We start from the raw sequence: 19,552 nt of genomic DNA, 5'->3' as shown, positions 1-19,552 counted from the left end.
CTATTTTTCTTGTGACTGTGCCTGGTTTTTAGCTTGTAATTCTGGGTCTTCCCTAAACTTATGAGCGTATTTCCGGAGTCCGTATAAACGACTGCTGAAACAATGGATGACTGACAACATATCCTGCACGAGTTCAACACGAGGACTGTGTTTTTGTTGGTACAAAACCACGAGTTCGCATCCAAATTTTTGACAGAACCATTCAACGAGGTCGAATCCGAATCTGGCGAGTCTGTCTTTGTGAGCGACGACAAGCATCTTGACATCACCTGCGATAACTCGTTCCAAAAGGGAGAGGAATTTTCTCCGCCTAAAATTGAGTCCGCTTCCAACCTCTGTAATGACCTCGCATCCTGGGTATCTTTCAGATATTGCCTCAACTTGTCGATTGAGGTCATCTTTTTGGCTATGGGTTGAAACACGGGCGTAGAGAATAGTTCGGGTATCTCTAACTGTGTCGGTAATTGTAGCGAGGTAGGCATCGAGGTCGTATCGTCTGTGACCTGCCTCCGTTTTAATCGCTTTGATTTTGCCTTCTCGCTCCCATCTTGCGAGGGTATTGGGATGAAGTCCCAAATACTTAGCTGCTTGTTTTGGGGTAACATAACGCATAGGGTTTATAACCTAAAAGGGGTAGGGAGTAACTTTGCAAGAGGAAATCCCCACCCCTTTAATTTAACATATTCATGGTGGAATTGCACGAAATACAGGATTTGTTACATAAAACTACTACTAGCTAATACGTCTTTGTTGATTACAACCCACATTCCGGCGTTACGCCGAACTCAGGTAAGTAGGTAATTATAGTTTTCTGTTAAGGAACTTAAAGCTAGCATAGGCAATAGAAAAAATAAGTAGTAACATTGGGTTAATTTTCGCTGCTCCACAACACAAAAAACATGATTGGTCAGTTACTAGATGGACGTTACCAAATCATCAAAGAGTTGGGTCATGGCGGATTTGGTAGAACTTACGTCGCCAAAAACACTCGGATTCCAGGTAATAATACCTGTGTGGTCAAACAACTCAAGCCCCCTAGTAACTCTCCTAGCGTGTTAGCCACGGCAATAGAACTTTTCAAACGAGAAGCTGAAACTCTATCTCTACTCGGTCAGCACGAGCAAATTCCTCGCCTGATAGATTACTTTGAAGAAAGCCAAGAGTTTTACTTGGTGCAAGATTTTATAGATGGAAACACGCTGAGTCAAGAAATTTTACCTGGTAAGCAATTGAGGGAAAGCCAGGTAATCGAGATGTTGCAAGAAATCTTAAACATTTTGGTATTCGTACACCAGCATCAAGTCATCCATCGAGATATTAAGACGGACAATATCATTCGTCGCCAGTCAGATGACAAATTAGTCTTAATTGACTTTGGGGCGATTAAACAGGTACAAAATCAACTGCTCCAAACGCAGAAAATTTCTGTTGCTACAGGTACGATTATTGGTACGGCGGGTTATATGCCTAGAGAGCAAGCTAAAGGCAAGCCACAACTCAACAGTGATATCTATGCTTTGGGCATGATGGGGATACAGGCGCTAACAGGCGTATATCCCCATCAACTTGAGGAAGACAGCGACACAGGCGAGATGAGTTGGCAGCATCTAGCTCAAGTAAGTCCAGGGTTTGCAAATGTACTTACAAAAATGGTGCGCGATTCCCACAAAAACCGCTACCAGAGTGCCAATGAGGTATTGCAAGCATTACAACAAATAACCCCTTCTACTTACAATCCAACAGTTCAAGTCACAAATGCCACCCAACAATTTACTAAGCCACCACAACCCGTTGAACCAACGAAAAAAATTCCAGCTTCAAATAATGGCAAGCAAGCAACAAAGCCCGATATACAACCAATTCTACCATCCCCCAATTCACCATCCCCAACTACTCGCAAGCTATCACCTATACTGGTCGTGTTAGGGTTAGGAGTAGTTCTAGTTGGTGTGGGTATTTCGTTCACACAATGGCAAGCTGAGGTTAATCAGCAGAAAACTCCCCAAGCTACGACACCAACACCAGCTAACTCATCTAGTTCGGCAACACCTACTGCTAGTTGGAAAGTTATCAAAGGTAACGGTGTAGAAATATCTTTACCTCCTAGCTACGAAGGTGGTAATCCTAGCAATGAACAAGATTTAAACGCACTAGCTTCTAAACTGAAAACTATTAACCCTGAATATGAACAAAGGATAGCAGCTATTAAACAAAATCCTAATGCTATTGCTCTTTTAGCGTTTGATACCCAAAATAATCAATCAGGCTTTTTGACCAATGTTAACGTTACAACTCAAGCAGTAGAAAATGGTACTACTCTTGATAAGTACTTACAAGCCGCAACTCAGCAACTTACTACTCAATACGACATTTTAGAGCGCAAGGTAGTGCCTCTTGGCAAAGATAAAGTAGCTAGAATTATAACACAACCGAAGGCAAGTGGCGCACCAATTAAGCAGCTATTTTATATTGTTCCCAATGGCAATAGGTTTTGGCTAATCACTTATTCCACATCTCAAACCGAATTTGATCAACGTTTGCCCAATTTTGAAAAAAGTTTTCGTAGTTTTAAGCTTATATCTTAAAATTTCGGATTAATAAGTTGTGGAATTAAACCGAAGTGCAGCTAAAAAACGTCATTATTGCTCATAAGGCGGGAGATCCCCTGAGCCGTAGCATTGCAGAAAAATGCGCTCGGCAATTAGAAAAACTCCATTGTCATGTGCTGATGGGACCTAGTGGAATTAAGGATAACCCTTACCCAGTCTTTTTGGCTTCTACTATGCAATCAATTGATTTAGCGATCGTGTTTGGGGGCGATGGCACAGCTTTGGCGGCAGCTCGGCATCTATCTCCAGATGGAATTCCTATTCTAGCTATCAATGTGGGGGGGCATTTGGGATTTCTTACAGAGTCGTTTGAAGAATTTAAGGATACTGAACAAATTTGGGAGCGACTAATTGAGGATCGCTATGCTATAGAACGCAGAATGATGTTACAAGCATCAATATTTGAGGGAAACCGGACTAATTTAGAACCAGTAACGGAGCGTTTTTTAGCACTTAATGAAATGTGCATTAAGCCAGCTTCTGCCGATCGCATGATTACTTCGGTTCTGGAGATGGAAATTGATGGCGAAGTTGTCGATCAATATCAGGGAGATGGGCTAATTGTTGCTACTCCTACTGGTTCTACTTGCTACACGGTTTCGGCTAATGGCCCAATTGTTCACTCTGGGATGGAAGCAATTACTGTCACACCTATTTGTCCGCTAAGTCTTGCTAGTCGTCCGATTGTGATTCCTTCTGGTTCTGTTGTCAGTATTTGGCCACTGGCAGATTACGATCTTAGTACTAAGCTGTGGATGGATGGTGTGTTAGCAACTGCAATTTGGCCTGGACATCGAGTTGATGTACGCATGGCAAATTGTCAAGCTAAATTTATTATTTTACGAGAAAATTATTCGTATTACCAAACGCTGCAAGAAAAGTTACTTTGGGCAGGAGCAAGAATTCACTACAACAATAATAGCCGCAATTAAAATTTAGTTGAGCGATCGCTAATATACAAACCTATCTTCAACGCACCCCTTAATCGAAAAGTTGTTAAGGCTTGAGAAGCGATCGCACTATCACAAAACTTTCCCTATTTTTGGGAAAAAACCTTAAAGCGCAATTTGTCTGTCATTTAATAATGATATCGACAAGAAATAATAGTTAGATAAGCATCATCAACTACATAAACCAAACGATTTGTATCATCAATTCGCCGCGACCAAAATCCGGCTAAATTTTCTCGCAGAGGCTCTGGCTTACCTATACCCTCAAAAGGCATCCGCATCGTCTCCGAAATCAGTTTATTGATTCTTTTGAGTGTTTTCTTGTCTTGCTCTTGCCAGTAAAGATAATCAGCCCAAGCCTCATCTGTCCAAGCTAACATTCTATTCATTCAGCAAATCTCGTTCTACCACTTTTTTTTGCTTAAACTGAGCAATAGAACGTTCTAAATGGGCTGCATTGGCTGGAGACTTAAGTAAATACACAGTCTCCATCAGACTATTAAAAAACTCTAGCGACATCACCACCGCGTCATCCGCATCTCGTCGGGTGATGATTGTATAGTCGGCATCTTCAGTTACCCGATCTAAAACCGTCTTCAGACTATTTCTTGCCGAGCTAAAAGAGATAACTTTCATATTCTGCGGACGTGTACTGTTTGTTGTACAAGTATAGCGTTTTTTTAAATATTTTGCCGACTGTTAAGTTGTCCACCTAATTAATTACTACCCAACCACAAAGGATTTATTTCTTTCTCTGCTATTACGAACCAAGCAGTTGCTCCGATATGTATACGATTAAAATAAAACCAAGGTTCACTATTACCTGCTGAGAAACCTGTTGTTAATTTATCTCTATCTGCCGCAGGTATACCACCAGAAATATTCTTAGCAGCTTCAAGATTTGCAATTAACAGCTTTGACTTTTGATGCTGGTTAGTAAATTGGTAGGTAACTACCATGTGTGCGGTTCCTTCATACCAAATACCATCTCTATCTTGGTTAAAGTCAAAACCTTTACCAACGCAATGATGTTTTTCGGCATATTCAAGACATTGTAAATACAATTTGGCTGCATCTTTTAATGCCAAAGGTGTCCAAGCTTGCACATCTAAAGGAATTACATCAGTATTAATTGTTACACCATCAGTTGTAGTTCCAGTCCAGAATTTTTTCTCTACTTTATCCCACATTGATATAACAAAATTTTGGGCGTGGGTAGCGCGATTTTTCCAAGCTTGTTCACCAGTAATTAAAAAAAGTCGTTGAAATGCTACATACAAATCAAGATTATGTTCTGTAGATTTGTATTTCAATAAATTTGGAGTGGGTTCCCAACCGCTAAAACCACCTAAATATCCTCCTGCACCTCTACTATCTTGGAGATTTTTATCTACCCATTCACCCATTTTTTTGACTGCTGTTAGGTAGGATTCACCGCCGTATGTTTGGTAGTATGCTAACTGTGCTAACATTGCCCACGCGATGCTACCTGTGTGAGTACTAACTTGGAATTCGTCTTCTGTCCAACGTCCTGTTTGCTGGTTAAACCATCCTGGTAATTGCATATCGCCTGATGATATTAATTTTCCGCCCCAGTAGGCGTTGCGTAGGCGACCATCTTGGTAAAAGCGATCGTGGTTTTGAGCGTATACTAATGTATCTACTATTTGTTTAGCTCGGTTTTGATCGTTGACGGCGATGAATGCGATCGCAGCAACAGCATTATCATAGGTAAAGCCTACGTGCTGCATTACCACATCAAAAGTATCGTTAGATGCTTGAGTTTTATAACTTAATAAAAACTTAAGTTATTTTTATTGTCATTACTATTATATTTTGCTGTAAAAGTATTTGATAATTGCCACTGATCTGCTACTGTTTGCAGATAATTATAAGCAGTGGATTTATGTACTGGTGGTACTAAATCTGCTGGCTGACAGCAAGTTAAGTAAAAAAGTAATATAAAAAATGCGCTTAGGCGTTGAACTAATTTTAATATTTTCACATGGGATAGATTAAAGCTTTTATATGGCAATTCTATTTTAGTCTTGAATAAGAACCCCACCAAAATCCTCCCCTTAATAAGGGGAGGACTTTGAATGGATAATAATTTTTTGAATTCTGGTTTCATATATTATTATTTTTTAAATAAAGGGTATAGTTTAAATAAAGTTATAAATAAAGCTCGTAAAGCTTGTTTTTCATTGGCAACTTTGGGCTGTTGCCAGTGTGAAGGTCTACAATAGATAAATTCAATTATTTTTTGATGCTGCTTAGGAGTCAAAGGACCAACCAATAAACGGCAACCCGTTACTTTACCAACTCTGCGGACTTTGGCTAAAAAGTTAAGTTGTTCGTCTGGAAAAACAATTTTCAACTTTTGTCCGGCTTGTAAATTTATGTCAGTTGGAGTATGAAAAGAAATCCCGTATTCTGACATATCCCCTATAGTCGTAGTAAACGTTTTTTGGTTATGGGGAAAATCTAAAATTATCACTTCACAAGTTTGTGAAAATTTAACGCGAGGCGCTATCCGTTCTTCACTGGAATAAATTCCACCAAATCCAGCCAGTAAACTTGCCGCTAGAATTACTGTATTTAATTCAGCCCAAATAATGCTAAGAGTAAGCGTGTCTGTGTCGATGTTAGAAAAATATGCTCGCCAGATAGCAATAAATATGGAGAAGAAATTTAAAATTAATAGAACTATGATGGGTTTCATTAGTTCTAGGGCTATCTCTGGGTGATTTTGAGTTATGCCTTTGGGCGTTACAATGAAACGATTTCTTAGTTTAGGGAATAAAAAGGTTTTGATAGTAATTTTTGCGATCGCAAAGCATTGTAGGGCATTATATACATAAGAAACTAAAATAGTGCGTGTACCAATTATCCAAGGAACAAGGATAAATCCAGCTATATAGGCGGGCAACCAATAGTAAATTAAAGTTATTAAATTTGTATTTAAAGCTTGCATTCCTATTATTATAAATAAGATAGGGGCAATGTAACTAATAGTTTGTGTGCCTTGGTCTATCCAGTAAAGAATACCTGATAGATGGTTGATACGCTGCCATAAGTTTAAACCAGGCAGAAATAAAGGATTATATTTATTAAATAAAACTTTTAAAGTTCCTTCTGCCCAACGAATTCTTTGGACTAAATAAGATAAAAGATGTTCTGGCGCAGCACCAACGCTTAGTAATTCATTGATAAAAATAGTTTTATATCCTTTTGATTGCAATAACATTCCTGTCACCCAGTCTTCCACAATGGTAGAGGTAGGAATGCCACCAATCTTATTAAGATGCTCTCGTCGCATTAAAATAGAAGTACCAGTACAAATTATACTATTAGTTGCATCACGACCTGGCTGAATTATGGTATAAAATACTGTTTGTTCGTGGGGTAAGATACAGCCGCCTAAGTTAAGTTCTGGCGAGTCAGGATTATAGAAGTTTTGGGGGGTTACTACTAAAGAAACTTCGGGATTTTCAAAAAATCCTATTGTTCTTTCTAAAAAGTTATTTAAAGGAATAAAATCAGCATCAAATGCAACTACAATCTCACCGCTTGTTACAGATAAGCCATGATTGAGATTGCCTGCTTTAGCATTACCATATTGGCTACGTGCTAAGTATTTACAACCTAATTCTTGAGCAAGTTTGGCAATTTCTGGTCGGTTGCCGTCATCAAGTACCCATATTTTTTTGTTAGGGTAGTGCATTGATTGACATCCTACTAAGGTTCGCCTTAATACAAATGTTGGCTCGTTTACGGTGGGAATTAGTACGTCAACAGTAGGGGTATATAGTCCTTGTTTAATACGTTGCGATACTGGCGCATCAGCTTCTGGGCTATGATTGGTTCGGAATAATGTTTGAAAACTAATTATTGTCACGTTAATAATTGCTATAACTTCCATGACAATTACGGCAATACTGATATAACCGTTGTACCAATCTAAAATTAAGGTGGCTGTGATTCTCCACCATAAATAACGGAAATGAATTAGTAGAACAATAAAGGTTAAGATTATTTTTAGGATTAATGGCGGAGAATCGGGATAAATCAGCCGTAAAATTAGTGTAGTTAAAATTAATATTACTAGAGGAAATAGCACATATATTTGCGTTTGTAAGTTGCTGAGATTATAAAATAATAAAGTGACATCAACTAAGATAAAGGTAGTTAGTAATAATATAAAAAATACTTGCCAAGCTTTTAACATCTAAATAGTTAAACTTACGATCGCATTAACTAATTCTTCTGGTTCTACTGGCTTAGATATGTGTATCTGAAAGCCTGCGGATATTGCTTCTTGGCTATCTTCTTCTCTTGCATACGCTGTCAGGGCAATGGCTGGAATATCTTTGACAGGTTCGAGGAAACGCACTTTACGAATTAAACTATAACCATCTTCTTCTGGCATCCCAATATCACTAACTAATATATCTGGCTGAAATTGAGTAATTACTGCCAACGCTTCACTTGCAGATGCTACTGCTTTAATTTCAGCACTAGCTTGTTCGATCACAAAACTAACAAATTCTCGTGAATCAGGATCATCATCAACTACCAGTACTCGTAAACCCTTGAGGGGTGAGGAGTCAGGAGTGGGGGATAAATCAGACTCAGGACTGATTACGTTTAATTCAGGACTATTCAAAAGTGGTAATCTGACAGTAAATGTTGCGCCTTGTCCTTCTCCTTGGCTATCTGCTTTTACAGTACCGCCGTGCATTTCTACTAAGTGACGTACTATTGCTAAACCTAGTCCTAATCCACCATATTTTCTAGTGATAGAAGCATCAGCTTGGCGGAAGTGTTCAAAGACATAAGGTAAAAATTCTGGTTTAATACCTTTACCAGTATCAATAACTTTAATTTGCGCGTATTTTGGTGGGAGATTATTTGTCAGGCTATAATCGGCTAAACCATCATCATTGCTTAAATAAATTTCAATATTTCCGCCTGTATCTGTAAATTTAATCGCATTAGAAATTAGATTCCACACAACTTGCTGTAAGCGGTTAGGATCACCTGCGATTATCGCTAAACTAGAATGATCATAAAATTGCATTTCAATGGATTTTGCTTCAGCAGCCAAGCGCATTGTTTCCATTGCAGCTTCAATCACACTTTGAAGACTAACTGGAGTAGTATTTAAACTTAATTTGCCTCGGAGGATGCGGGAAACATCTAATAAATCATCAATTAATTGAGTTTGTAACTTAGCATTACGTTCGATAATTTCTAAGGCGCGGTCAGTAGCAGCTTGATCATACTTGCGAGTACGCAATAACTTTGTCCAACCCAAAATTGGATTAAGTGGCGATCGCAATTCATGGGAAAGTACTGTGAGAAACTCATCCTTGATCCGGTTAGCGGTTTCTGCAATACTACGTGCAGCTTGTTCTGCTTCATACAAACGGGCGCGGGCGATCGCTTGGGCGCATTGTTGAGTTAAAGCTAACATGAAACTGCGGTCATCTTCTGTCAGTTGATGAACTTTTGAAAAACTAAAAGAAACTCCTCCTAATACCTGCCCTTGTGCTATGAATGGAATGGAAATCCAAACACTATAGTTGTAACGGGCATAGTTTTTAGCTAAATGGGGATAACGGGCAATTCTCGTTTCTGTCGGTTCTTCCCAAATTGGTTTGCGATCGCGAATAGCTTCGGCTAGTGGTACGGGTGCATTAATAGAAAACTTCCGCCATGCGCTGATTTGTTCTTCCTCGTAGCCCATATAACTGACAATTTCTAATTCAGTACCAGTTTCATCTAATAATGCAACTAAACCAGAGTTAGCCCCTAAAACTGCTACGCCTTGTTCCATAAGCACATCAGCTACTTGGGGAGGGGTAAGAGATTCTGACAAAGCAGCCGTTACTGCTTGCAGACGCAGTGTGCGATTTGCGGCTTGTTCAGCATATTCTCGCGCTTGGGTTGCTTCCTGATATAGTCTGGCATTATCAATTGCCAAAGCTGCACGACGAGCTAAATCTTCTGCTATGGGTAAGTCAGAAGAACTATAATAACGCTCTGATTCTGCGGTTGCTAAAGTCAGCGTACCCAAGATGCGATCGCGGGCTATTAATGGCACAATCAGCCCAGATTTAACTTTTAATTCCCTTAGAATCTCCAAATGTTCAGCATTGTGAGCAACTATTTCTAATAGTGCATCTGGCACTTCTGAAATTATTACTGGTTCACCAGTTTTTAGCACTCTGACAATCAAATCTTCACTATTATAATCGGGAGGGTACTGCTGTAATTTAAATGCCCACTCAGATTTTGATGGATCTGCATGAGTGACACAGATACGACGGATTGAATTATCGGCTTGCAGAATTTCTACAGAACACCAATCAGCTATCTGGGGAATTGGAAGCCTTGCTACCTGTGCGAGGGTAGCCTCATAATCTATATAAGTGGCTAAAATGTTGCTAGTTTCCGCAAGATATTGTAGGGTTTTTTCGGCTTTTTTACGTTGTGTGATATCAAGGATTAAACCAACAGCTTGATATTGCGAATCTTCTAATAATGAAGCGGCAATTAATACAGGTACGCGACTACCATCTTTACGGAGAAATTCTTTTTCATAAGGTGTACATACTCCTGTACTTCTAAGTTCTGCGATTACTTGTGCATCTAAATCAAAATATTCAGCAGGGGTGAGGGAGTCCCAACGCAGATTTTGTTGAAGTACATCTTCTTGGGTATAATCCAACATATTTAAAAATGCTTGATTGCATTCTAAAATATTGCCGCTAAAATCTCCAAAAGTAATCCCCACCATGCCAGAGTTAATTATTTGCCTTAGTCGGGACTCACTTGAGCGTAATGCTGTTTCTATATGTTTTAATTCAGTAATTTCTGCAATTGAACCACCAATGCCAATAATTTCTCCGTTTATATGAACTGGATAGTAGTTACACAACCAATATCTTACTTGTCCAATCGGTGCGATCGCTTCGTTATTAATTTCAAAGTTTAATACAGGCTTTCCTGTATCAAGAATACTTTGCATTAATGGTTCTAGTATTTGCCCTAATCGTGGAGAAACTTCGCTAACCTTTTTTCCTATAGATTCTTGAGGAGAAACACCTATCATCTCTGCCATAGAAGTGTTAGTACGGATGCAACGCAAATTGCGATCGCGATAAGAAATACCCATCGGCGCACTATCTAGCAACGCATCCAGCATTGCTAAAGTTTCTTCTAGGGCAGTGTTAGTTTTTCCTAGTGAAGTATTTAATTCAGTTAGTTGATCAGTTAATTGTCCGCGAACTTGATGCTCTTTTGTTCGCACCTGTTCTACAGCTAAAGCTACTTGAACTGCGGTTTTTTCTGTTATAGCAGTTCCCATTAATAATGTTACACCACACTGAATTAGTAAACTCAGTTTGTGGACATACAAAACTTCTATTGATACTGGAAAGGCATTTAATGAAATGGCATGAGGATATTTAATTAAGTAGGCGCAAAGTGTAGAAAATACGCAAAAACTAGCAGTAATCATTGCGCCACTCACACCAAAGCGGACGGCTGCCCAAATCATCGGGACAAAGCTTAAAAATGACAACTGCTGAAACGCAAAACCTGCATTGTTTGTTTCTGATACAGTAATAGCGGCAGTGCTGATACTAAAAAATGCGATCGTAACTAACTCTAACCAATCTTTGCGCTCAAAATTGCTAAATTGGTCAATTGGCGCATCTTCTCTATCGGAGTGTTTGAGCCAGCCTAAGTTTATTAATAAGGGAGTAATTAATAATAAAGCTATGGGTGCGATCGCAATTGTTCCAAGTGCATTACCTAACCACCACTGGGAAATACTTGTTACTAAATCTGCACTCTTAATCTCGCCCGAAGCTAATAAAATTAAACTCCCTACTAGCGCACTCGTAACGCAGGCTGCTAATGGTGCGCTTAAAATAAACGCTGCTGCATCTTTTAAGCGATTTAATAATAATGAGCCACGACAAAAACGTTGGTATAAAAACCAAGCGGTCAATGGTTCTATAATATCCACTAAACCAATTAATCGTGACCAGCCATCATGTCCCCACAAAGGAGCCATAATTATTGAGGCTATCGCAGTCATTATGGCTCCAATATAGCCAAACCAGAAAGTAAGTGCGATCGCCACGCCTGAAGGGGGAAACCATAAAGAAATCCCAGGTTGATTGCGAAACACTAGCGCCATCCAGTGAGCCAACATCAAAGCTAATATACCTAGTGGTATTACTAACCACCAATGTCTGGAAACCGCTTTATAATTTTGAAAAAAAGGCATTAATTGTAACAGATTTTAAGTAATATTTACAGCCAAAAATATCGGACAATTTAATTATATTGTATACTATTAATAGCTAATAGTTAAATTTTTCATCTATCAGATTTATTTCAAATTGTATGTTATGGGTAGATAATAAATTACAAGTTTCATGATCGTTAATATTAGTATCACTTAATTCTAAATTATAGAAATCTATAAATTCATCATCAAAATAAGGACCAGAATGCCATGTGCCTACCTCTAGTTTAATAAAACAATTACCTGGAATGCGGAAAGCAACAATTTTTTCTGGTAGAGGTTTATTAGTAAAAGAAGGTGGTGCAACCGCAATTAACCACTCTTTTCCTGCTAATGAACCTAAACACTGTGTACACTTTACATGACGGGTAATTTTATTAAATTGCCTGCCTTGATGATTAAGCCTCATAATATATAGTCGAGGAATACCATTATTAAGATTTAATTGAGCATCATTATCATCATAAAAATTGCCATCATTACTAGGATAGATTACTTGACCGTATTGCTGAAATAAAACTGGTGTAATTAATTGTGCTGATATTCTTTTTAGTATTTGAGTTTCATTCATAAATTTATGTGGGGAACAAAGGTTCAACACGATTGAGTAAAATGCCCTGCAATCCAATAGCGATCGCACCCTGATAATCTTCCTTTAAACTATCTCCAATATGCCATGCTTCATAAGAGTTACATTGATGTTTTTCTAAAGCTGTTAAAAATATTTTTTCATTTGGTTTAGCTGCTCCTACTTGTGAAGAAATAGTAACAGAAGTAAAAAACTGGTCTAACTCTAAAGCTTGCAAAACCTTATACAAACGCGAATCAAAATTAGACAACACCCCCATCTCAATACCCATTTTATGCCAATATTCTAAAGCTGGTATCACATCAGGATAAATAAACCAAGGTTCAGCAGTAGCAAAGTGAGCATACAATTCTTGAAAAAACTCAGTAAAATTCGAGAATTGATTTAAAACCTCTGCTTTTTGAAAAGTGTGCAAAGCAATTTCTCGCCACCATTCAAACTCACAATTAGGAATATCTGCTGATTCTACCCCTTGAAAAAATGGAGGCGCAGCAGCTTTAAAGCTATCAAAAAATCCCTTATTTAACACATCTGCTGGCGCATCTACACCAAAACGCAAAGCAAGTTCTCTATATACCTCGCCAACGCTACCCCGCACACCAAACAACGTACCAGCAGCATCCAAAAAAATCACCTTTGGTAGCTGCATCTCTACTGGCGTTGTAATTGTGGCAGCACTGGCAGAAGTTAGATCAATTAATTTTGATATTTCAGTTAACATCTGCGTTCATCTGCGGTAAAAATAACCAAAACTAAGATTATATTTGTTCAGTAAAGAACCCCACCCCTGCCCTCCCCTTATCAAGGGGAGGGAGTAAGAACTTTCCCCCTTTATAAAAGGAAGGAGTAAGAACTTCCCCTCTTTATAAAAGGAGGGAGTAAGAACTTCCCCCCTTTATAAGGGGGGATTGAGGGGGGTAAATTTGGAATTTTTACAAACAGCTTATGATTAAAAATTGTTCCACCTTATTAAAATACCCACAAACACATAGCAATTCAAATCACGAACTTAAAAATTTCAGCAACGGTTGAGCAATCCAATTAAAGCCAACCTTCAATTGATGATTAAGCGACGGCATCCGATATAGATAAGCTAACCGCCGAGCAATATAAGCAAGATTACCCTCTAGCTTTAATCCCAAACCAGACAACGTAGCATTATCCATCCCTAAAGTCATCATTTCCCCTAAATTTTGATAGCGGAAAGGTAATAACGGGCGATTAGTTAGCGAAGCCCAGATATTCCAAGCAGCAAAATCCGACTGTTGAAAAGCAGCTTGAGCGGTTGCGGGTACTTGTTGCCCTTCAGCATCCCGACAATCTGCTAAATCTCCCAAAGCAAAAATATCTGGATAATCAACAGCTTGCAGAGTTGGCGTAGTAACTAACTGACCGCGTTGATTTTGCTTGAGTGGTAGTGTATTAACTACTGGTGTAACTTCTGTACCAACTGTCCACAGCACTACATCAACAGGAATAGTATCTACCTGTCCTTTGTATTCAAGTGAAATATAGTCTTTTCCAATTGACTCAACGGAGGTTTCTAAATCTATCCAAACTCCGCGTTCTTCTAAAGCTTTTCGTGCAGCTTCGCGGTTAAACTCTGGGGAAGTGCGGAGAATTTGATCGCTGAGTTCAATTAAGCGCAACCTTCCCCGTGTTTTCAGACGTTCTGCCAATTTACAAGCTAACTCTACCCCGCTATAACCAGCCCCAACGATTGCGATGCGAATTTTATCTGCTTCTGATTCTTCTAAATATCGCAGACGTTCTTCTAAGCGATAAGCATCGGGAATGGCACGAAAAGGAATAGCATACTCGCTTGCTCCTGATACCATATTTAAGGGTGTTTTTCCGCCTAATGCTAAAACTATGCGATCGTAAGCTAGTTGATTACCATCTTCTAAATATACTTGCTTTGCTTCTACATCAATCCCAGCTACAACTCCCTGACAGAAGCGTATACCTGTATTAGCCAAGATTTCAGAAAACGGTGGGGCAATTTCCCAAGTTTGCAGTTCTCCCGTTAATAGTTCATAGAGAAACGGGGTAAATAAAAAGCGATCGCTATGATCTACTAAGATTATTTCAGGTTTTTGGGATTTTTCCCAAGGTAGTTGGCTTAAGCGCAGGGCAGTATAAAGACCCCCAAAGCCTCCTCCGAGAATACAAATACGTGCGGATGGCTGAGTCATAATTGTATGTGATGTCCTAGCAAGGCAACTCACCTACAGGATAACAATTAACAATTAACAATTAACAATTAACAATGACCAACAAACTACTATTATTTATTGTTGACGGCTAATTATGATACTTTCAAACCGTTTTATTGAAGCTGTTGCTTTTGCGAACGAATTACACGCAAGCCAAAAGCGCAAAGGTAGTGATATTCCTTATATTGCTCACTTATTAGCTGTTAGCAGTATTGTTTTAGAACATGGAGGCTCTGAAGATGAAGCGATCGCAGCTTTACTCCATGATGCCATAGAAGACCAAGGCGGTGATGCTACACGCACAGAAATTCTTCGCCGTTTTGGGGAAACTGTCACAGATATAGTTAATGGTTGCACTGACTCGGATACTACGCCAAAACCTCCTTGGCGACAACGCAAGGAGGCATATATTGAGCATATTCCCACCGCCTCTCAATCTGTGCGTTTGGTTTCTGCTGCTGATAAACTCCACAATTCTCGCTCAATTCTCAATGATTATTACATTGTCGGAGAATCAGTTTGGAACCGCTTTCAAGGAGGCAAAGAAGGTTCACTTTGGTATTATCGTTCCTTAGTTAAAGCATTCCGTCAAGCAGAAGTAACACCTCTAATAGAAGAATTAGATCGAGTTGTTACCAAATTAGAAGAATTAGCAGCTAAGTAGACCGTTAAACTTTAACTTTTAACCTATCCAAAACACCTAATTTTTCAGATCAACGTAGGTTGTGCTGCATCAAGTGAAGTTTAAATCTACCTAAAATTGACTCCTAATAAATTTGCTTCCCTAACGTTAGTACCAGCAAGGTTAGCACCAGTTAATTCAGCACTGACCAAATGAGCATCCTTCACATTTGCATTATTTAAATTCGCCAAGAAAAAACTGGCATCACTAGCAAAAACTCCAGTTAAGTTTGCGCCTTCCAAATTAGCACCTGCTAAGTCTGCGCCTTCTAAATTAGCGCCTTCTAAATTAGCACCTGCTAAGTTAGCATTCCGCAGATCAGCACCAGCTAAATGAGCGCCACTTAAATTTGCTCCCGATAAATTACAAACAGGGCAATTATTACTTTGTAGTAAGTTGACGAGATCCTCGGTTTGAGCGGCTTGAACAGGAATTGCTAAACCAATTGTGGTCAATATAGTTGTAATAGCGAGAATGTTGTTAATTTTCATTATGCTTACCTCCAACCTCGTTGGAATGTAGCTAAGTATCTTATGCTAATTATTATGGTTGAAAAGGGCAGCGATCGCCATCAATCACAAGGCATAAACTTAGCTATTTAATTAGATACAAATCGTTAAATAATGTAAATATTAATTTTAATAAAAAATAACAATCATCCTTATTTATGTAAGGATGATTGGCTTGCATTAATCTCGGCGTTCTTGGTAATCTTCAGAAGATGTGGGGTCTAATTCCCACCTGCGATCATCGCGTTGTTCTAAAATTTCATTTGTACGCAGAAAAGTTCGATCATCCATTTCTAAACCAACAGCCGCGCCCAATTCATCAACAATATTTTGATCTGGTGTGGCAACAGTTCCACCAACGGCTTCATCACCTACCATTGCTGCTTGATCCCAAGCAGCATCGACATCACCACCAGTTAACTTAGGACTGGTAGCGTTGTATTGATCCATTTCATCGCGCAAACTGTGTCCACCCAGATTGAAACCTGGCTCTGAATGAACGCCAGTTCCATAAGATTCAGTAATTTCTTGTGGTAAATCTTCAATAACTTCTTCGTCAGTGGTTTCTATAAAGTCTTGATCTTGTTTTTTTGTCATAACGCACACTTAAAAACTTTTAAACTTTTTCTCCAGCTTAGTTTTAAAGCAGTTAAACCTCTATATGACTTGAGAGCGAAATAACAATTGATTTGTTTATAACTTAGGATTGACGCAATACTAACATCGACATAACTAGGTTGATATAAATGCCAAATTTATAAATTGCGATCGCAAAAAGGAAATAAGATGAGCCAAAATAATTCTAATAGCACCAAACGAGTTGCTATTCTTGTAGAAAAAATGGTTGAAGACTCCGAGTTTCAAATTCCATATCAAGCCCTCAAACAAGCAGGAATGGAAGTTGTTATACTCGGTTCGCGGATGAACGAACAATATCCTGGTAAACAAGGCAAAGTTTCAATTAAACCAGATGCTACCACTACCGAAGCGCGTCCTGAGTATTTCGATGCAGTGATCATCCCTGGCGGTGCTGCTCCTGATATGATGCGTACTAATCCCAACACAGTACGCTTTGTCAAAGAAGCTATGACACAAGGCAAACTAATTGCTGCTGTTTGTCATGGACCACAAGTTTTAATTGAAGCAGATTTGCTCAGAGGTAAAAACGCTACTGGCTTTGATTCCATCCGCAAGGATATGGAAAATGCAGGCGCTAAATATTATGATGAGCCAATCGTAGTGGATGGCAATTTAATCACTTCCCGTCGTCCAGGCGACTTAGCGATTTTCACTACAGCGATACTTTCCCGCCTGGGTTATGGTGGTAAAGAAGCAGCATTACCCCATGAAAATGATATAACAGCCGAATGGTGGAAACTGGCTAATGCTTGGGGTGGTTCAACTAAGGGAGAAATTGTCCAAGGTTTAAATACAGCCTTAGCAGGTGAGCGTTATTCACGGGAAGCATTTGATAATTATGCCCAAAAAGCATCTACAGTAGATGCGCGTTCATTATTCCAAGAAATTGCTCAAAATAAACAGCATCACATCCAAATGTTAGAAGCACGTCTTGATGCTTTTAGCGAAAAACCTTCCTTACAAGCAAAAGCTGCGGAGACTATTGCCAAAATCAACGAGGCACTCAAAGGAAGTGATGAAATAGCCTTGCTACGTCGCGCCTTGGGAGATATCCAAACAGGTGTTGTTGATACCTACTACCTGCGAAATATGTTAACTGATCCAATAACAGTAGCACTGCTTGCCGAAATAGAAGTAGATTTGGCGCAGTACGAGCAACGGGTAGCTCAAATCTATCATTCCATAATTGGCGCACAACCAGCCCAAGCAGCTAAACCAACTTCTGCGGCTGCGATGGGATAGATTAGCAGTAAAGATTTTTTAACAATTTTTAAGCAGGCAATTATCGCCTGCTTTTTTAATAAAATAGGAATCCCCAAGACTGTTATACCGCAGTCCCATCAACGTGCAACAGATATGAGTGTAGGGGCGGGTTGCAAGATAACTATTGGGTGGGGCAGATAACTTTTCAAAACCCGCCCCAAATGCAGATGTGTAGTATTTTCACGTAAAATTATGTTGAGAGAATTATCCTATAAAAAAATAATCCCGTACCTAAAAAAAGAGGTACAGGTTTTGCGAACTGACACGGAGTGCGCTTGCGCGATACTCCTAGGTCGTCGCTACGCGATCGCACAATTTTTATTTAAACTACATTAGTAGCTATAACCTTGCTACTAATTCGCAATTTCTAAAGGTCAGAACCACCAGCCGCTTCAGCGCCCATCGGTAATACTGCACCGCGTAAGAAATCAATTTGTCTACCAAAGTCCATCGACTCTAGCTCTTGCAACAAATCTTTTGCTGGTTGAGACAGTTCATAATTTGGAGGCATAGGAATGATAGTACCCTTTTCCATACCTTGAGCTAGAAAATACCAAAAAGCCAGTTTGGTTTCAGGGCTTAGAGAACCATACTCGCGACTAATGAGAGTATCTTTATTTAAAGCGATATCCCGTTGAACTTGCAGTTGTTCTTCGTGGGGCAATTCCTTAACTTGATTAAACAGTCCCTCAGCAATATCACTACCTGAAGCTCCTGGGGCTGCCGGAGTAATCGAGCTACCTAGCTTTGTATAAACAAACCACAAGAAAGCTAATTGCTCATCTACATCGAAACCTTTTAAAGCTTCTTTCCCTTGATCGTATGCACTGATATTGCTAGCTGTCATAAATATTTTTTGAATTCAACTATTTGAAACTAACAAACAAATAAAGGTGAGTTAAACCCACCTCAGACAGAACTAAGTAACCTTACTCAGGGCAGAGGAAAGAAACTATTTTCTGCTCAACTAATATTTACTTATGGTGAAAGACGCTGAATTACCCAAGTTTGATCTTCTTGCAAAGAATAATACAAGCGGTCATGTAATCTATTAGTACGTCCCTGCCAAAATTCAATTGCTTGAGGAACAATTCGATAACCTCCCCAATGTGGAGGTCTAGGAATAGTTTTATTTTGATATATTTCTTCTAATTCTTGCAATTGATGCTCTAATACCTCACGGTTATCAATAACCTGGCTTTGTTGGGATGCCCAAGCACCAAGTTGACTGCCGACAGGACGACTATGAAAATATTCATCTGACTCAGATTCAGCAACTTTTTCTACACTTCCTTCAATTCGCACCTGACGCTCTAATTCTGCCCACCAAAAAATTAAAGCCGCCCAAGGATTTTGTGCAAGTTCTTGACCCTTTTGGCTGTTGTAGTTAGTGTAGACTACAAAGCCTTGTTCATTGAAGTTTTTGAGTAGTACAATTCTCGCTCTAGGTTTGCCATCTTGAGAAACAGTGGCTAAAGTCATCGCATTCGGTTCAGGCAATTGTGCTGCCAAGGCTTGGTCAAACCACTTTTGAAATTGCTTGAATGGATTAGGGTCAACATCTGTTTCTACTAATCCTGATTGAGTATAATCCTTACGCAGGTCAGCAATGGTCTTATTCATCAATTATCAATTAACAATTAACAATTACTACTTTAAAAAAAAAGTAATTAATTTCTTACGTTATTGTATAATAGGTAACTGTTAAATTCAATACTTCAATCCTGCGATTTTTGTTGTAAAAAAAATTGCGTTATTTAAAGCACCAAACT

18 protein-coding genes are annotated in these 19,552 nt (G+C 39.1%); 4 read left to right on the top strand and 14 right to left on the bottom strand.

The window, feature by feature from the left end; all coding sequences use genetic code 11:
- The gene (locus CRI9333_RS14035; RefSeq protein ID WP_015203823.1) at positions 1 to 612 is read right to left on the bottom strand and encodes an IS607 family transposase; all 612 of its coding nucleotides are present in this window, start codon (positions 610 to 612) and stop codon (positions 1 to 3) included.
- Between the two features lie 287 nt (positions 613 to 899).
- Here CRI9333_RS14035 and CRI9333_RS24985 point away from each other — a divergent pair, with 287 nt between their 5' ends.
- Together CRI9333_RS24985 and CRI9333_RS14025 are read left to right on the top strand one after the other, a co-directional pair.
- On the top strand, positions 900 to 2,585 hold the full coding sequence (locus tag CRI9333_RS24985) for a serine/threonine-protein kinase (RefSeq protein ID WP_015203822.1): 1,686 nt from the start codon (positions 900 to 902) through the stop codon (positions 2,583 to 2,585).
- A gap of 35 nt (positions 2,586 to 2,620) precedes the next feature.
- Positions 2,621 to 3,541: an NAD(+) kinase gene (locus tag CRI9333_RS14025; protein ID WP_015203821.1), complete on the top strand. Its 921-nt coding sequence runs from the start codon at positions 2,621 to 2,623 to the stop codon at positions 3,539 to 3,541.
- A 146-nt stretch (positions 3,542 to 3,687) separates the two neighbouring features.
- Here CRI9333_RS14025 and CRI9333_RS14020 read toward each other — a convergent pair whose 3' ends face one another.
- The 9 genes from CRI9333_RS14020 to CRI9333_RS13980 form a co-directional block, all read right to left on the bottom strand.
- Positions 3,688 to 3,948, bottom strand: a complete 261-nt coding sequence (locus CRI9333_RS14020; RefSeq protein WP_015203820.1) for a Txe/YoeB family addiction module toxin — start codon at positions 3,946 to 3,948, stop codon at positions 3,688 to 3,690.
- Positions 3,941 to 4,195 carry a type II toxin-antitoxin system Phd/YefM family antitoxin gene (locus CRI9333_RS14015; protein WP_015203819.1) on the bottom strand — a complete coding sequence of 85 codons (255 nt, stop codon included), beginning with the start codon at positions 4,193 to 4,195 and terminating at the stop codon, positions 3,941 to 3,943. The genes CRI9333_RS14020 and CRI9333_RS14015 overlap by 8 nt, the downstream gene beginning before the upstream one ends.
- A gap of 80 nt (positions 4,196 to 4,275) precedes the next feature.
- Positions 4,276 to 5,310, bottom strand: a complete 1,035-nt coding sequence (locus CRI9333_RS14010; protein ID WP_015203818.1) for a hypothetical protein — start codon at positions 5,308 to 5,310, stop codon at positions 4,276 to 4,278.
- Positions 5,311 to 5,351: 41 nt separating this feature from the next.
- The gene (locus CRI9333_RS14005; protein ID WP_015203817.1) at positions 5,352 to 5,690 is read right to left on the bottom strand and encodes a hypothetical protein; all 339 of its coding nucleotides are present in this window, start codon (positions 5,688 to 5,690) and stop codon (positions 5,352 to 5,354) included.
- Between the two features lie 6 nt (positions 5,691 to 5,696).
- Positions 5,697 to 7,787, bottom strand: a complete 2,091-nt coding sequence (locus tag CRI9333_RS14000) for a glycosyltransferase (protein ID WP_015203816.1) — start codon at positions 7,785 to 7,787, stop codon at positions 5,697 to 5,699.
- Complete coding sequence (locus tag CRI9333_RS13995; protein WP_015203815.1) at positions 7,788 to 11,861, bottom strand: MASE1 domain-containing protein; 4,074 nt, start codon at positions 11,859 to 11,861, stop codon at positions 7,788 to 7,790.
- A 76-nt stretch (positions 11,862 to 11,937) separates the two neighbouring features.
- Entirely contained in the window at positions 11,938 to 12,453 is a 516-nt protein-coding gene (locus tag CRI9333_RS13990; RefSeq protein ID WP_015203814.1) for an ureidoglycolate lyase, read from the bottom strand.
- 4 nt (positions 12,454 to 12,457) lie between these two features.
- Positions 12,458 to 13,120 carry an HAD-IA family hydrolase gene (locus tag CRI9333_RS13985; RefSeq protein ID WP_041226671.1) on the bottom strand — a complete coding sequence of 221 codons (663 nt, stop codon included), beginning with the start codon at positions 13,118 to 13,120 and terminating at the stop codon, positions 12,458 to 12,460.
- Between the two features lie 352 nt (positions 13,121 to 13,472).
- On the bottom strand, positions 13,473 to 14,666 hold the full coding sequence (locus CRI9333_RS13980) for an NAD(P)/FAD-dependent oxidoreductase (RefSeq protein WP_015203812.1): 1,194 nt from the start codon (positions 14,664 to 14,666) through the stop codon (positions 13,473 to 13,475).
- A gap of 115 nt (positions 14,667 to 14,781) precedes the next feature.
- Here CRI9333_RS13980 and CRI9333_RS13975 point away from each other — a divergent pair, with 115 nt between their 5' ends.
- Positions 14,782 to 15,351: an HD domain-containing protein gene (locus tag CRI9333_RS13975; RefSeq protein WP_015203811.1), complete on the top strand. Its 570-nt coding sequence runs from the start codon at positions 14,782 to 14,784 to the stop codon at positions 15,349 to 15,351.
- A gap of 86 nt (positions 15,352 to 15,437) precedes the next feature.
- On the opposite strand, the gene CRI9333_RS13970 is transcribed toward CRI9333_RS13975, so the two are convergent.
- Both CRI9333_RS13970 and CRI9333_RS13965 read right to left on the bottom strand, forming a co-directional pair.
- The gene (locus CRI9333_RS13970; RefSeq protein ID WP_015203810.1) at positions 15,438 to 15,860 is read right to left on the bottom strand and encodes a pentapeptide repeat-containing protein; all 423 of its coding nucleotides are present in this window, start codon (positions 15,858 to 15,860) and stop codon (positions 15,438 to 15,440) included.
- Positions 15,861 to 16,058: 198 nt separating this feature from the next.
- The gene (locus CRI9333_RS13965) at positions 16,059 to 16,475 is read right to left on the bottom strand and encodes a DUF6335 family protein (RefSeq protein ID WP_015203808.1); all 417 of its coding nucleotides are present in this window, start codon (positions 16,473 to 16,475) and stop codon (positions 16,059 to 16,061) included.
- A 189-nt stretch (positions 16,476 to 16,664) separates the two neighbouring features.
- Between CRI9333_RS13965 and CRI9333_RS13960 the strand changes: the two genes are divergently transcribed.
- Positions 16,665 to 17,759, top strand: a complete 1,095-nt coding sequence (locus tag CRI9333_RS13960; protein ID WP_015203807.1) for a DJ-1/PfpI/YhbO family deglycase/protease — start codon at positions 16,665 to 16,667, stop codon at positions 17,757 to 17,759.
- A gap of 388 nt (positions 17,760 to 18,147) precedes the next feature.
- Here the strand turns inward: CRI9333_RS13960 and CRI9333_RS13955 are convergent, their stop codons facing one another.
- Together CRI9333_RS13955 and pdxH are read right to left on the bottom strand one after the other, a co-directional pair.
- Positions 18,148 to 18,627, bottom strand: coding sequence for an orange carotenoid protein N-terminal domain-containing protein (locus tag CRI9333_RS13955; protein ID WP_015203806.1), 480 nt, complete (start codon positions 18,625 to 18,627; stop codon positions 18,148 to 18,150).
- Positions 18,628 to 18,758: 131 nt separating this feature from the next.
- Positions 18,759 to 19,403 carry a pyridoxamine 5'-phosphate oxidase gene (gene pdxH, locus CRI9333_RS13950; RefSeq protein ID WP_015203805.1) on the bottom strand — a complete coding sequence of 215 codons (645 nt, stop codon included), beginning with the start codon at positions 19,401 to 19,403 and terminating at the stop codon, positions 18,759 to 18,761.
- Between the last annotated feature and the right edge of the window lie 149 nt (positions 19,404 to 19,552).

The sequence above is a fragment of the Crinalium epipsammum PCC 9333 genome (assembly GCF_000317495.1).
Classification (GTDB): domain Bacteria; phylum Cyanobacteriota; class Cyanobacteriia; order Cyanobacteriales; family PCC-9333; genus Crinalium; species Crinalium epipsammum.
Note: the sequence above shows the minus strand (reverse complement) of the source record. Positions and strands in the feature narration are given on the sequence as shown.